Origin of the sequence: Kitasatospora sp. NBC_00070, from assembly GCF_045041205.1 — a bacterium.
Classification (GTDB): domain Bacteria; phylum Actinomycetota; class Actinomycetes; order Streptomycetales; family Streptomycetaceae; genus Kitasatospora.
The window spans coordinates 1,824,057-1,838,479 of the sequence record NZ_CP108247.1; the positions used below are offsets into that span (position 1 = coordinate 1,824,057).

Genomic DNA, 14,423 nt, shown 5'->3' on the forward strand with positions numbered 1-14,423 from the left:
TTGCGGCTCCGCCGCGCGGGCGAGGAGATCTGGCGCTCGGGTCACTGCGAAAGTCCCTGCCCATTTACGCAACGATCACCTTGCAAGGGCTGGCGTCGCCCACGCGGCGGAGCCGCACAACAGCAGAGCCCCGAGCACCTGGGCCGTAGCACTGGAGCACCTGCCAAAGGGTTTCAGCCGTAGAAGAGCTCCTCCACCACGGCGCGGGCCCGGCGCGTGGTGCGCCGGTACTCGTCGACCAGCTCGCCGGTGTGGCCCGAGCCGTAGCCGAGGTAGCGGGCCACCCCGGCCAGTTCGCGGGCCTCGGAGGGGAAGCTGTCCCCCGCCCGGCCCCGGACCAGCATCACCGCGCTGCGCACCCGCGAGGCCAGCACCCACGCCGCGTCCAGCACCGCCGCGTCCTCCCCCTCGACCAGCCCCGCCTCGACCGCCGCCGCGAGGGCGGCCCTGGTCCGGGTGGTCCGCAGGCCGGGCACCCGGTGCCCGTGCTGCAGCTGGAGCAGCTGCACCGTCCACTCCACGTCCGCCAGGCCGCCCCGGCCGATCTTGGTGTGGGTGGTCGGGTCGGCCCCCCGGGGCAGGCGCTCGGCCTCGATCCGGGCCTTGATCCGGCGGATCTCCAGCAGGTCCTGGGTGGGCACCCCGGCCCCGGGGTAGCGCAGCGGGTCGATCAGGGCCCGGAACCGCTCGCCCAGCTCGGGGTCGCCGGCCACCGGTTCGGCCCGCAGCAGCGCCTGGGACTCCCAGACGTGCGACCAGCGCCGGTAGTACGCCTCGTACGAGCCGAGCGTCCGCGCCAGCGGGCCCTGCCGGCCCTCCGGCCGGAGGTCGGCGTCGACCAGGAGCGGGGGTTCGGTGGACGGCGAGGCCAGCAGCGTCCGCAAGCGGTTGCAGACCTCGTACGCGGCCTTGGCGGCGTCGTGGTCCAGCACGCCGAGCAGCGGCTCGTGCACGAAGAGGACGTCCGCGTCCGAGCCGTAGCCCATCTCGTGCCCGCCGAAGCGGCCCATCGCGATCACCGCGAGCCGGGTCGGCAGCTCGCCGTTGGCCGCCTCCCACTCGGTCACGCAGGCCAGCAGCGCGCCTTCCAGGGTGGCGGCGTTCAGGGCGGTCAGCGCCTCGGCCGCCGCGTCCACGGCGGCGCCCGGCTCCTCGCCGAACCGGCCCAGCACGTCGGCGGCGGAGGTCCGGAACAGCTCCCGGCGGCGGACCCCACGGGCGGCCGCGACCCCGGCGGCCGCCGAGCCGGCCCGGCCGACGGCGGACCGGATCTCCTGGGTCAGCGCGACCCGCCCCCGTGGCAGCAGGCCCTGCGGGTCACCGAGCATGGCCACCGCCTCGGGGGCCCGGAGCAGCAGGTCCGGGGCCAGCCGGCCGGCCGAGAGCACCCGGGCCAGCTGTTCGGCGGCCGCGCTCTCGTCCCGCAGCAGCCGCAGGTACCAGGGGGTACGGCCGAGCGCGTCGGAGACCTGCCGGAAGTTCAGCAGGCCGGCGTCCGGGTCGGCCGAGTCGGCGAACCAGCCGAGCAGCACCGGCAGCAGGGTGCGCTGGATCGCGGCCTTCCGGCTCACCCCGGAGGCCAGCGCGGTCAGGTGGCGCAGCGCGGCCGCCGGGTCGGCGTAGCCGAGCGCCTCCAGCCGGGCCTTGGCCGCCTGGGTGGAGAGCCCGATCGCGCCGGTCGGCAACTCGGCCACGGCGTCCAGCAGCGGGCGGTAGAACAGCTTCTCGTGCAGTCGCCGGACCTCCACGGCGTGCCGCTTCCACTCCCGCTGGAGCGCGGCGACCGGGTCGGCCCGGCCCCCTTGTCCGGACAGGCCGGTGTCGTTGATCTGGGCGGCCAGTGAACGGGCCAGCCGGCGCAGGTCGGCCGGATCGGTGGGCATCAGGTGGGTCCGGCGCAGCCGGTGCAGCTGGATGCGGTGCTCCATCGCGCGCAGGAACCGGTACGCGGCGTCCAGCGAGGCCGCGTCGGCCCGGCCGACGTAGCCGCCGGCGCTGAGCGCCGCCAGGGCGGCCAGGGTGGTGGGGCTGTGCAGCCGGGCGTCGGTCCGGCCGTGCACCAACTGCAGCAGCTGCACCGCGAACTCGACGTCCCGCAGCCCGCCGGGGCCGAGCTTGAGCTGCCGGTCCAGTTCGGTGACGGGGATCGCGTCCACCACCCGGCGGCGCATCTGCTGGACGTCGGCGACGAAGTTGTCCCGCTCGGCGGCCTGCCAGACCAGTGCGCCGGTGGCCTCGGCGTACGCAGCGCCGAGCTCGGCGTCGCCCGCCACCGGACGGGCCTTCAGCAGGGCCTGGAACTCCCAGGTCTTGGCCCAGCGCTGGTAGTACGCCAGGTGGCTGGCCAGGGTGCGGACCAGCGGCCCGTTCCGGCCCTCCGGGCGCAGGTTGGCGTCCACCGGCCAGATGGTGCCCTCGCCGGTGGTGTCCGAGCAGAGCCGCATCATCCGGGCGGCCAACCGGGTGGCGGCCTGCACCGCCTGGAGCTCCTCGACGCCCTCGCGCGGCTCGGCGACGAAGATCACGTCCACGTCGGAGACGTAGTTGAGCTCGCGGCCGCCGCACTTGCCCATGCCGATCACCGCGAGCCGGCACCGGCCGGCCGCCTCCGGGTCCTCCTCGGCGGCGATCTCCAGCGCGGTCTGCAGGGTGGCGCCGGCCAGGTCGGCCAGTTCGGCGGCGGTCTGCGGCAGGTCGGTGGTGCCGCTCAGGTCGCGGGCGGCGATGGTCAGCAGGCAGCGCCGGTAGGCGATCCGCAGCGCGTCCGCCCGGTCGGTGCCCGCGGTGCCCATCCGGCGGTGCAGTTCGCGCCGGAAGTCCTCGGTGCCGGGGTGGATGTCCCGGAGCTCGAAGGTGACCAGGGCGTGCCAGTCCCGGGGGTGCCTGGCCAGGTGGTCGCCGAGCGCGGTGGAGGCGCCGAGCACCGAGAGCAGCCGGTCCCGGAGCGGTTTGGAGCTCGTCAGGGTGTCCCGCAGGGTGTGCCGTTCGGCCGGGTCGAGGGCTTCCAGCAGCCGGCCCAGGCCGAGCAGCGCGAGGTCCGGGTCGGCGGTCGCGCCGAGTGCGTCCAGCAGCACCGGGTCGTCGGCCAGCCCGTGCAACCAGGGCTCGTCGAGCAACCCCACGGCGGCCTGCGGGTCGGAGAACCCGCGCCGCACCAGGCGTATCTCCAGCCGACTGCTCCGCTCCGCCACCACGGTCGCCTCTCTGCCGCTGACAGCTGTTCGGTACGAGCGTACGTGTGCGAGGGCCGGCTGCCTCGGCCGACGTCCCGTCACCCCACCACCCGGTCACCCGTTAACCCCGGTGTGCCCACCCGACTCCCCTCCCTCACCGGGCTGCGCTTCTGGGCCGCCCTGCTCGTGGTGCTCTACCACCTGTCCCGCCAGGTGGGTGAGCTGCCGCTGCTCTCCCCGCTGGTCTGGTACGGCCGGAGCGGGGTGACCTTCTTCTTCGTACTCTCCGGCTTCGTGCTGGCCTGGACGTACGCCGACTCCCCGGTGCCCGCCCTGGTGTTCTACCGTCGAAGGCTGGCCCGGATCTGGCCGCTGCACGTGCTGACCACCGGCCTGTCGCTGGCGGTGTACGCGGCGATCGGCGCCGCCGTCCCGCTGGTGGCCGCCCTCTGGTCGCTGCCGCTGCTGCACCCGTGGCTGCACGGGATGGTGATGGGCGGAAACCCGGCCGGCTGGTCGCTCGGCGACGAGGGCTGGTTCTACCTGCTCTTCCCGCTGCTGCTGCCGGTGCTGACCCGCCGTCGGCCGGGGCCGGTGCTGGCGGGCTGCACGCTGCTCGGCGGGCTGGTCTGGCTGTCCGGCGCCCTGGTGGCCGAACCCGCGCTGCGCAGCTGGCTGTTGGACTACCTGCCACTGGGCCGGACCCCGCAGTTCGTGCTCGGCGCGGCGGCCGCGCTGGCCGTCCGGCGCGGCCTGGTCCGCCCGCTGCCGCTGCGGCCCGCCGTACTGGCGGTGCTCGGCTTCCACGCGGCGCTGGTGCCCTGGCACCGGGCCGTACCGGACAGCCTCTGGTACGGGCCTTACTCCGCCGCCCAGTTGCTCTCCGCACCGCTGTTCGCGCTGCTGATCGCCGCCGCCGCGCAGGCCGATCTGCGTGGCGGCAGCAGATTCGGCCATCGCAGCCAAGTCCGGTTGGGCGACTGGTCGTTCGCCTGGTACCTGGTGCACGAGATCGGTCTCCGGAGCTGGCTGGCGTACTTCGGCCGCCCGGCCCCGGGGGTCGGCACCGCAGCCGTGTGGCTGCTGCTGGCGGTGGGCAGTCTGGTGCTGGCCGGAGCCCTGTTCCGTTGGGTGGAACGGCCGTTGGAGCGTCGCCTGCGCGGCGGGCCGGGCCCGGGCACGCGCCTGCCGCACCCCCGGCAGGCGGCGGAGGGTCAGCCCTCGGTCGACGTGCCGAGGTTCACGTAGGCTCAGAATCCGCCCGGGTCGGATCGGCCTCGGCCGGTGTCCGCCAAGTCGCCATCTGCTCCCGGAACTTCGGGCACCGGACGATGTCCTCCTCGCCGCACTGGAGGGCGTGGGTGAGCAGTTGGTGGGCGTGCTCGAGGTCGACCCTGCGCTGCTCGATCTCGACCAGCTTGCCGCGGATCATCGCCTGCCGGGTGGACTGCTCCAACTGGAACGTCCGGATCTCGGCCAGCGTCAGCCCCGCCTGCTGGCACTTGCGCAGCAGCACGATCCGGCCGGCCGCCTCCGGCGGGTACCGCCGCTGGCCGCCCTGGCGTTCGGGCTCCGGCAGCAGGCCGTGGCGCTCCCAGTACCGGATCGCCGAGGCGGGCACCGCAGTGGCCCTGGCGAGCTGACCGATCGTCAACCGCATGCCCGTGCCCCCTCCACTCCGTCCCGGTCCCACGCTTGACTTGAACCATAGTGCAAGTTGAAGAGTGGGCCCCGCCCGGACGGCGCCGCACCGGCGGCCGCCGCCGGCCGACGTCCCGGAGCTGCCACGATGACCACCGCACCGACCGCCCACCTCCTGGTCGAGGCCGCCGAGAGCCTCTTCGCCGCCGGGGTGATGTCGCACTCCGGCCACGCCAACCTGAGCGCCCGGCTCGACGGCGACCGCTTCCTGCTGACCCCGGGCTTCGTCCGTGGTCTGCGGCCCGAACAGCTCGCCACGGTCGGCCTGGACGGGCGGCTCCTCGACGGCGAACTCCGCTCCGTCAGCACCGAGATCATCGCGATGCACAGCGCCGTCTACCGCGCCCGCCCCGGGGTCGGCACGATCATCCACACCCACTCCCCCGCCGCGACCGCCTTCGCCGTCGCCCACCGGCCGCTGCCCTGCCGCACCGAGCCGATGCTCCGGTTCGGCCAACCCGAGGAGGTCCCGGTGGTCCCCTGGGGCCCGCGCGGCTCGGACGTGTCGGTGCGCGGCATCGCCTCGGTGCTGGCGGACCGTCCGACCACCTCGGCCGTCCTGCTCGCCAACCACGGCCTGCTGGTCTTCGGCCCCGACCCGGCCGCCACCGCCCACCTGCTGGTCGCCATCGAGGAGAGCGCCGAGGCGGAACTCGCCGCCGTGGCCCTCGGCGGCGCCGTGGACTTCCCGGCCGGCGCCCTGGCAGCCGTCCGCAGCTCGATCGCCCGGGCCGCGTCATGACCGACCCCCGGGCCGACTCCAGGGCCGATTCCCGTGCCGACTCCAGGGCCGAGACCGTCCGCGACCGCTACCGGGCCACCCTCGGCACCGTCCCGCAGGGCGTCGAGGACCGGCTCCGACTGGCCCGGCATCTCGGCCGCCTCCCCACCGAGGAGGCGCTGGCCGCCCTGCGCCACGTCGTGCTGACCGACAACCCGCTCGGCTCCCAGGTCCAGCAACTCGTCCACTTCGGGCAGCTGCTGGCCCTCGGCCACCCCGGCCCGGCCCGGATCCACGCCCAGGGTGCCCTGCACGCCGGCGCGACCCTCACCGACCTCGCGGGCGTGGCCGAGACCGCCCTGATCACCGCCGGCGTCCCGGCCTACGCCCTCGGCACCGAGATCATCGCCGAGCTGCTCGCGGACGGCCGGACCTGACACCCGGTCACGGCGACGGCCCGGTCCCCCGTCGGCATGGAAGCCTCCGGGAGCCGGGCCGTCGCCGACGTGGAGCGGGTCAGACCTGCGTACGGCGCCGCGCGGCGACGACCACGCCGGCGCCCAGCACGACGGCCGCGCCACCGAGGCCGGCCAGCTGCCCCAGCGGGGTGGTCGTACCGGTGGAGGCCAGCCGGTTCCCGGTGTCCTGGCCGTCCGTGGTGGTGACGGGGGTGACCGGCACGCCGGTGGTGTCGGCGGCGGGGACCACGGCGGTGTCCGGCTTCGCGCCACCGGAGCCGCCCTGAGCCGCCTCGGCGGCGGCCTTCGCGGCGGCCTCGTCCTTGGCGCGAGCCGTGTACTGACCCTCCTTCAGGAAGGCGCGGACGTCCTCGACGGTGCCGGACATCGCGGTGTTGGCCGCCTTCTTCACCGCCGGGCCACCGACGGACATGATCTGGCTGAGCTTGACCCGGTCGTCACCCTCCGCCGCCCTCGCCAGCCCCACCGCGAGGAACTGCTCGACGTCGGCGGCCGTACCCGCCAGCGCCAGCTGCGCACCCTCGCGCACACCCGGCCCACTGCTCGGGTCGTCGATGAGCCGCTGCAGCTTGGCGCGGTTCTCGTCCTCCGCCCGGGCGACGTACTGACCGGTCTTCAGGAACTCGAGGACGTCCTCGACGGTGCCGGACATCGCGGTGTTGGCGGCCTTCTGCACCGCCGGGCCACCGGCCGACATGATCTGGCTGAGCTTGATCCGGGCGTCGTGCTCGGCGCCGTTGCTGTACCCCGTCGCGAGGAAGCGCTCGACGTCGGCGGCGGTACCCGCGAGCGCCTTCTCCGCACGCTCGCGGACCACCGGCCCGCTGCTCGGGTCGTCGAGGATCCGCTGCACCTTGGCGCGGTTCTCGTCCTCGGTGCGGGCCGTGTACTGACCGACGGCCAGGAAGGCGCGGAACTTCTCGATGTCCTCCGCCTCGAACGCGGCCTCAGCTGCCTTCTTGAGCACCGGGCCACCCGCGCTCATGAGCCGTATGATCGCGATCTGCGCGTCGCCCACACGGATCCGGTCCACCTCCGACGCGAGGAACCGCGCCCGGTCCTCCGGGCTCCCGGCGAGGGCCGCCGCCGCGTGCTCGCGGAGGTAGTTGCTCGGGGCGGTGAGCAGGTAGTCGTTCGGGTAGACGAGCAGCTTCTCGATCGCCGCCCGGTTCTCCTCGTCCTGCTTGGTCCCGGCCTGGTCGGCCTGCTCCTGCCCCGCCGGAGCGCTGTCGGCGAACGCCGGAGTGGTGGCCATGGCAACGGGTGCGGCCGCCGTGGCCAGGAAAACGGCAGCGGCGAGCGAACGACGGATCTTCAACGGTCCCCCGAGATCAGCATGCGAATGAACCCGATCGCGACACAACAGCGATCGGTCGAACGATCGTACAGCGACGAAACCCCCTCGCCGAACACATATTCGTCACACCCCGGCCACCACAGCCGTACGGCCCGACCCCCGGCGGCGTGAAGCCTTCGGGGACCGGGCCGTACAGGGCCTGGAACGCGGTTACAGCACCTGCAGGTTCTTCCGCAGCTCGAACGGGGTGACCTCGGAGCGGTACTCCTCCCACTCCTGGCGCTTGTTGCGCAGGAAGAAGTCGAAGACGTGCTCGCCCAGCGTCTCGGCGACGAGTTCGCTGCGCTGCATCAGGTCGATGGCCTCGCCGAGGTTCTGCGGCATGGGCTGGATCCCCATCGCCCGCCGCTCCGCGTCGGAGAGCGCCCAGACGTCGTCGTCGGCGCCGGGCGGGAGCTCGTAGCCCTCCTCGATGCCCTTCAGGCCGGCCGCCAGGGTGACGGCGTAGGCGAGGTAGGGGTTGCAGCCGGTGTCCAGCGAGCGGACCTCGACCCGGGTGGAGCCCTGCTTGCCGGGCTTGTACATCGGGACCCGGATCAGGGCGGAGCGGTTGTTGTGGCCCCAGCAGATGTACGAGGGGGCCTCGCCGCCGGCGCCGGCCGTGCGCTGCGAGCCGCCCCAGATGCGCTTGTAGGAGTTGACCCACTGGTTGGTGACGGCGGCGGTCTCGGCGGCGTGCCGGAGCAGGCCGGCGATGAAGGAGCGGCCGACCTTGGAGAGCTGGTACTCGGCACCGGACTCGTGGAAGGCGTTGCGGTCGCCCTCGAACAGCGAGAGGTGGGTGTGCATGCCCGACCCGGGGTGGTCGGAGAACGGCTTCGGCATGAAGGTGGCGTGCACGCCCTGCTCGAGCGCGACCTCCTTCATGACCAGACGGAACGTCATGATGTTGTCGGCGGTGGAGAGTGCGTCGGCATAGCGGAGGTCGATCTCCTGCTGGCCGGGGGCGCCCTCGTGGTGGGAGAACTCCACCGAGATGCCCATCGACTCCAGCATGGTGATGGCCTGGCGCCGGAAGTCGTGGCCGACCCCGCGCGGGGTGTGGTCGAAGTAGCCGGACTGGTCGGCGGGGATCGGCGGGGTGCCGTCACCGGGGAGGTTCTTCAGCAGGAAGAACTCGATCTCCGGGTGGGTGTAGAAGGTGAAGCCGAGCGCGGACGCCTTCTCCAGGGTGCGCTTGAGCACGAACCGGGGGTCCGCGTACGAGGGCGAGCCGTCGGGCATCAGGATGTCGCAGAACATCCGGGCGGTGCCGGGGGTCTCCGAACGCCAGGGCAGGATCTGGAACGTGGTCGGGTCCGGCTTGGCGATCATGTCGGACTCGTAGACCCGGGCGAAGCCCTCGATCGCCGAGCCGTCGAACCCGATGCCCTCCTCGAACGCCTGCTCAAGCTCGGCCGGAGCGACGGCGACCGACTTGAGGAACCCGAGCACGTCGGTGAACCACAGCCGGACGAAACGGATGTCACGCTCCTCGAGCGTACGAAGCACGAACTCCTGCTGCTTGCCCATGGGGACAGTCTCACCTCTGCTCTTTACGTTCGTGTTACGTCCCGAAGCCCGCCCGGGGCGGCCTGGCGACAACTGCCCCCATCATGTCGGATCTTCGTCCGGATGGTTAGCTCCGCACGGTGCGAAGCGCTGCGGCGGCACCCCGGATCGCACCCCGGCCGAGACATAGCGTCAGTTTGACGATTACACTGGGCCGCATGCCGAATCTCCGTGTCGCCCTGAGCCAGACCGACCCCTGGGTCGGTGACATCGCGCACAACTGCGACGAGGTGGTGCGCTGGACCGCGCGGGCCGCCGAGGCCGGTGCCCAGCTGGTCGCGTTTCCCGAGATGGCCCTGACCGGGTACCCGGTCGAGGACCTCGCGCTGCGGAGCTCGTTCGTGGAGGCGTCCCGGGCGGCGCTGGTGGAGCTCGCGGCGCGGCTGGCGGCCGAGGGCCTGGGCGAGCTGCCGGTGCTGGTCGGCTACCTGGGACGGTCCGAGCGGCGGACCGCGAACCGGCCGGCCGGCTCGCCGCAGAACTGTGCCGCCGTGCTGCACCGGGGCGCGGTGGTGAACCGGTTCGCCAAGCACTACCTGCCCAACTACGGCGTCTTCGACGAGCACCGGTACTTCGTTCCCGGCGACCAGCTCTCGGTGCTCCGGCTGCACGGCGTCGACGTGGCGCTGGCCGTCTGCGAGGACATCTGGCAGGACGGCGGCCGGGTGAGCGCGGCCCGCGAGGCCGGGGCCGGGCTGCTGCTGGTGATCAACGGTTCGCCGTACGAGCAGGACAAGGACGACGCCCGGCTGGAGCTGGTCCGGCGGCGCGCGGCCGAGGCGGGCTGCCCGCTGGCGTACCTGAACATGGTCGGGGCCCAGGACGAACTGGTCTTCGACGGCGACTCGCTGGTGGTGAGCGCCGAGGGCGAGGTGATCGCGCGGGCGCCGCAGTTCGAGCAGACCCTGCTGGTGGTCGACCTGGAGCTGGCGGCCGCCGACCCCGACCCGGCCGACCGACCGCTGGTGGACGGCCTCCAGCTGGTCCGCACCGACCTGGGCGGCGAGCCCGAACGGCGCGAGCAGCCCGGGTACCCGGTCGCCCCCCGGCTGGACGACGAGGCGGAGATCTACAGCGCGCTGGTCGAGGGCACCCGGGCGTACGTCCGGAAGAACGGCTTCGGCTCGGTGCTGATCGGCCTGTCCGGCGGCATCGACTCCGCCCTGGTGGCGGCGATCGCGGTGGACGCGCTCGGGGCGGCGAACGTGCACTGCGTGTCGATGCCGAGCCGGTACTCCTCCCAGCACTCCCGGGACGACGCGGCCGACCTGGCGGAACGGACCGGCCTCAACTTCCGTACGGTGTCGATCGCCCCGATGTTCGACGCCTACCAGGACGCGCTCGGGCTGACCGGCCTGGCGGAGGAGAACCTGCAGTCCCGGCTGCGCGGCACGCTGCTGATGGCGCTCTCCAACCAGGAGGGCCACCTGGTGCTCGCGCCGGGCAACAAGAGCGAGCTGGCGGTGGGGTACTCGACCCTGTACGGCGACTCGGTGGGCGCCTACGGGCCGATCAAGGACGTCTACAAGTCGCTGGTCTTCCGGCTGGCGAGGTGGCGCAACGCGCTGGCCGAGGAGCGCGGCGAGCGGCCGCCGATCCCGGCCAACACCATCGACAAGCCGCCGTCGGCCGAACTGAGGCCGGATCAGGTGGACACCGACTCGCTGCCCGACTACGAGCTGCTGGACGCGGTGCTCGACCTGTACGTCGAGGGCGACCAGGGCCGGGACGCGATCGTGGCGCAGGGCTACGACCCGGCCGTGGTGGACCGGATCGTCCGGCTGGTCGACACCGCCGAGTACAAGCGGCGGCAGTACCCGCCGGGCCCGAAGATCTCCCGCAAGGGCTTCGGCCGGGACCGCCGGCTCCCCGTCACCAACCGCTGGCGGCAGGGCTGACGGGGGCTCGGGCGGTGGCCGGTGGCGGGGCTCAGTAGCGGTAGTCCGCCGCGACCGCGAGGTGGTCGCTGCCGTCGGCCGGCAGCGCCCGGGAGTCGGTGGGCTGCAGGCCGCCCTTGCTGAGGATCTGGTCGATCCGGGCCAGCGGGAAGCCGGCCGGCCAGCTGAAGCCGAAGCCGTCCCCGGCCGCGCCCTGGGCGGACCGCATCTGCGCGGTGATCGGCGCCAGCGAGCGGTCGTTCATGGTCCCGTTGAGGTCGCCGAGCAGCAGCACCTTCTTCAGCGGCTCGGCCTCGATCGCGTCCCCGAGCGCCTGCGCGCTGACGTCGCGCTGCCCGGCCGTGAACCCGCCGTCGAACTTGACCCGGACCGACGGCAGGTGGGCGACGTAGACCGCGAGCGGGCCCTGACCGGTCGTCACGGTGGTCCGGAACGCCCGGGTCCAGCCGATCTTGATGTCCACCACCCGGGTGTCACTGATCGGGTACTTGGACCAGAGCCCGACGGTGCCCTCCACCACGTGGTACGGGTAACCCGCGGCCAGGCCCTTGCCGTACGTGCCGACGGCGCCGCCCGCCAGCTCCTCCAGCGCGATGACCTGCGCGCCGGAGGCGTTCAGCATCCGCACCGTGCCGGCCGGGTCGGTGTTGCCCGCCGCCACGTTGTGGGTGAGCACGGTGAAGTCGCCCTTGCCGGTGCTCTTGTCGGTCAGCAGGCCGCCGAACAGGTTCAGCCAGACCACGGCGGGGAGCAGCACCGCGACCAGCGCGAGCGCCGAGCGGCGCAGCAGCGCGAGCACCAGCAGCACCGGGACGGCCAGGCCGAGCCAGGGCAGGAAGGTCTCCAGCAGGCTGCCGAGGTTGCCGACGGCATTGGGCACCGAGGAGTGGAAGGCGAGCAGACCCGCCGTCAGCCCGGCCAGCACGGCCAGGACCCAGCCCCGGCGCCAGGTGCCGCGCCGCCGGCCGCCGGTCCGCCAGAACCGACGAGCCGCGGGCCGCCCACCTTCGGTCGGTGCCGCTGTCTCGTCCGTCTGTGCCATGAACCGATCCTCCGTGCTGTTCCGCTTCGTCGGGCTGCCACCGATTTAGTCGGATTCTCGGCTCAGCCTATGACGGGACAGACGCCACCGGAGCCGCGCCGGGTTGCGGCGCGCCCCCGGTCAGTGAGATTCGCCACCGGACGGCCGCACGCCAGCGCCGGCCAGCACCGCGTCGACCATCTGGGCGGGCAGCCGCTCGTCGTCCAGCGGGCCCTCGCCCCAGAGCACGGCCCGGACCAGGATCGGGCCGATCACCATCTCGGTGAGCAGCTCGACGTCGACGTCGTCCCGGAGCAGGCCCTCCGCGACCCCGCGCCGGATGATCTCCCGGGCCAGCTCGCGGCGCGGCTTGATGATCCGCTCCTTGTACAGCTGGCGCAGCTCGGGCCAGGTGTCCAGCTGGCCGAGCGCGGCCTTGAGCGCCCAGCGGGAGCGCTTGGCCAGGCCCCGGCGCCGGATGTCGTCCACCATCGCGATCAGGCTCTCCCGGACGCCCACGTCGGTGAGCACCGGCTCCGGCTGCTCCTCCAGCCGGGCCACCACGTCGACCAGCAGGGCCTCCTTGTTGGGCCAGCGCCGGTAGATGGTGGCCTTGCCGACGCCCGCCGCGGCCGCGATCCGTTCGATGGAGAGCTCGGCGAGGCCGGTGCCCTCCTCCATCAGCCGCTCGACGGCGGCCACGATCGCCTGCTCGGCCGCCTCGCTGCGCGGCCGCCCCCGGCGGGGAGCACAGAGCTCCCCGCCGGAGGTGGGCTCGGTGGTTTCGGTCTGCATGGGGCCATTCTGCCCGCCCCGGCCGCCACCTTGATCATTCATGACGGCCGCTCAGACCCGCTCGACCTGCTCGACGCCCTGCTCGGCACCGGGTTCGGCGGTCGGCGCCGGGCCCGCGGCCGGGGTGACGACCCGGCCGGGCAGCAGGAACCAGGCGAGCAGCACGCCCACCGCGGTCACCCCGGCGGAGAGCCCGGCGACCACGTGCATGGCGTGGATGAAGGACTCCTGGGCCTGGCCGACCAGGGCGGTGTCGCCCGCCCGCCCGGCGATCGCCAGGGTCGCCTCCAGCGACTCGCCGGCCTTGTCCCGCAGCGCGGGCGGCAGCTGGCCGAGCGAGTCGGAGACGCCGTCCCGGTACACGGTGGAGAGCACCGCGCCGAGCACGGCCACCCCGAGCGAGCCGCCGACCTGGCGGAAGGTGTTGTTGAGCGCGGAGCCCGCGCCGGCCTTCTCCCGGGGCAGCGAACCCATGATCGCCACGGTGACCGGCGGCATCACGTGCGCCATGCCGGTGCCCATCAGGAAGCCGAGCACCACCAGCAGCCAGATCGGGGTGGTCTGGCCGAGCAGCAGGTAGCCGAGGAAGGCGACCGCGATCAGGGCCATGCCGGCCGCACAGGTGGCCCGGACGCCGAAGCGGTCCACCACCAGCCGGGCCCGCGGGGCGAACAGCAGCTGGGCGACGGCCAGCGGGAGCATCAGCACACCGGCCTGCAGCGGGCTGTAGCCGCGCACGCTCTGGATGTAGAAGACCCCGAAGAAGGAGACGCCCATCAGTGCGAAGAAGACCAGGCCGATCACCGTGACGGAGGCGCTGAAGACCTTGTTGCGGAACCAGCCGACGTTCATCGCGGGGTGGTCGGTGTGCTTCTCCCACAGCACGAAGCCGGCCAGCACCAGCACACCGCCGAGGGTCGGCACCCAGGCCGCCGCCGCGGTGAAGTCGGCCAGCTCGCCGCCCTTGATGATGCCGTAGATCAGCGCGACCAGGCCGACGATCGAGAGCAGCACGCCGACCGGGTCGAGCCGGCCCGGGTTCGGGTCCTTGGAGTTGGGCACCAGCAGGGCCATCGCGACCAGGGCGATCAGCACGATCGGGACGTTCACCAGGAAGACCGAGCCCCACCAGAAGTGCTCGATCAGCACGCCGCCGGTGATCGGGCCGATCGCGATGGCCAGGCCGACCGCGCCGGCCCAGATGCCGATCGCCTTCGGCTGCTCGCTGCGCTCGAAGACGTTCATGATGATGGCCAGCGTGGCGGGCATCACGAAGGCGCCGCCCAGGCCCATCACCGCGCGGTAGCCGATGAGTTCACCGGGCGAGGCGGCCAGCGCGGAGAGCAGCGACCCGAGGCCGAAGACCACCATGCCGCCGAGCAGCGACCACTTGCGGCCGAGCCGGTCGCCGAGCAGCCCGGCGGTGAACAGCAGCCCGGCGAAGACCAGGGTGTACGAGTTGATGGACCATTCCAGATCGCTCTGGCTGGCCCCGAGCCCGGTGGGGGCGGGCGAGGCGATGGTCTTCATCGCCACGTTGAGGATCGAGTTGTCGAGGACGACGACGAGCAGGGCGAGCACCAGCGTGCCCAGGATCGCCCAGCGGCGGCGATGGACGGCCTCGGGAATCCGGGACGGTGCGGCGGTGGTCATGAGTTGGGTCTCCCCCGGTGAGCGGGCATTACGAGTCGGAAGCGTCTCGGAATCAGAGTATCGAGCTTTACGAT

General features: G+C 73.1%; 11 protein-coding genes. 4 read left to right on the forward strand and 7 right to left on the reverse strand.

All coding sequences use genetic code 11. The features are described from left to right. Positions 1-173: 173 nt before the first annotated feature. Positions 174-3,194, reverse strand: a complete 3,021-nt coding sequence (locus OHV05_RS08460; protein WP_405017099.1) for a bifunctional [glutamine synthetase] adenylyltransferase/[glutamine synthetase]-adenylyl-L-tyrosine phosphorylase — start codon at positions 3,192-3,194, stop codon at positions 174-176. A 111-nt stretch (positions 3,195-3,305) separates the two neighbouring features. On the opposite strand from OHV05_RS08460, the gene OHV05_RS08465 reads away from it, so the two are divergent. Then, complete coding sequence (locus OHV05_RS08465) at positions 3,306-4,421, forward strand: acyltransferase family protein (RefSeq protein ID WP_405017100.1); 1,116 nt, start codon at positions 3,306-3,308, stop codon at positions 4,419-4,421. Here the strand turns inward: OHV05_RS08465 and OHV05_RS08470 are convergent. Then, positions 4,414-4,833 (reverse strand): MerR family transcriptional regulator, encoded by a 420-nt coding sequence (locus OHV05_RS08470; RefSeq protein ID WP_405017101.1) that lies wholly within the window; start codon positions 4,831-4,833, stop codon positions 4,414-4,416. The genes OHV05_RS08465 and OHV05_RS08470 overlap by 8 nt on opposite strands. A gap of 129 nt (positions 4,834-4,962) precedes the next feature. Between OHV05_RS08470 and OHV05_RS08475 the strand changes: the two genes are divergently transcribed. Both OHV05_RS08475 and OHV05_RS08480 read left to right on the forward strand, forming a co-directional pair. After that, positions 4,963-5,616, forward strand: a complete 654-nt coding sequence (locus tag OHV05_RS08475; protein WP_405017102.1) for a class II aldolase/adducin family protein — start codon at positions 4,963-4,965, stop codon at positions 5,614-5,616. Then, positions 5,613-6,032, forward strand: a complete 420-nt coding sequence (locus OHV05_RS08480; RefSeq protein WP_405017103.1) for a carboxymuconolactone decarboxylase family protein — start codon at positions 5,613-5,615, stop codon at positions 6,030-6,032. Before OHV05_RS08475 ends, OHV05_RS08480 begins: the two co-directional genes overlap by 4 nt. A gap of 79 nt (positions 6,033-6,111) precedes the next feature. On the opposite strand, the gene OHV05_RS08485 is transcribed toward OHV05_RS08480, so the two are convergent. Continuing rightward, a complete protein-coding gene (locus tag OHV05_RS08485) occupies positions 6,112-7,392 on the reverse strand; it encodes an ALF repeat-containing protein (RefSeq protein ID WP_405017104.1) in 1,281 nt (426 codons plus the stop codon). A gap of 189 nt (positions 7,393-7,581) precedes the next feature. Next, entirely contained in the window at positions 7,582-8,943 is a 1,362-nt protein-coding gene (gene glnA, locus OHV05_RS08490; protein ID WP_057239125.1) for a type I glutamate--ammonia ligase, read from the reverse strand. Between the two features lie 197 nt (positions 8,944-9,140). Between glnA and OHV05_RS08495 the strand changes: the two genes are divergently transcribed. After that, positions 9,141-10,880: an NAD+ synthase gene (locus OHV05_RS08495; RefSeq protein ID WP_405017105.1), complete on the forward strand. Its 1,740-nt coding sequence runs from the start codon at positions 9,141-9,143 to the stop codon at positions 10,878-10,880. Positions 10,881-10,911: 31 nt separating this feature from the next. Here OHV05_RS08495 and OHV05_RS08500 read toward each other — a convergent pair whose 3' ends face one another. The 3 genes from OHV05_RS08500 to OHV05_RS08510 form a co-directional block, all read right to left on the reverse strand. After that, complete coding sequence (locus OHV05_RS08500; protein ID WP_405017106.1) at positions 10,912-11,922, reverse strand: endonuclease/exonuclease/phosphatase family protein; 1,011 nt, start codon at positions 11,920-11,922, stop codon at positions 10,912-10,914. A gap of 120 nt (positions 11,923-12,042) precedes the next feature. Next, a complete protein-coding gene (locus OHV05_RS08505; protein ID WP_405017107.1) occupies positions 12,043-12,696 on the reverse strand; it encodes a TetR/AcrR family transcriptional regulator in 654 nt (217 codons plus the stop codon). A gap of 51 nt (positions 12,697-12,747) precedes the next feature. Beyond that, positions 12,748-14,349, reverse strand: coding sequence for an MFS transporter (locus tag OHV05_RS08510; protein ID WP_405017108.1), 1,602 nt, complete (start codon positions 14,347-14,349; stop codon positions 12,748-12,750). Positions 14,350-14,423 lie beyond the last annotated feature (74 nt).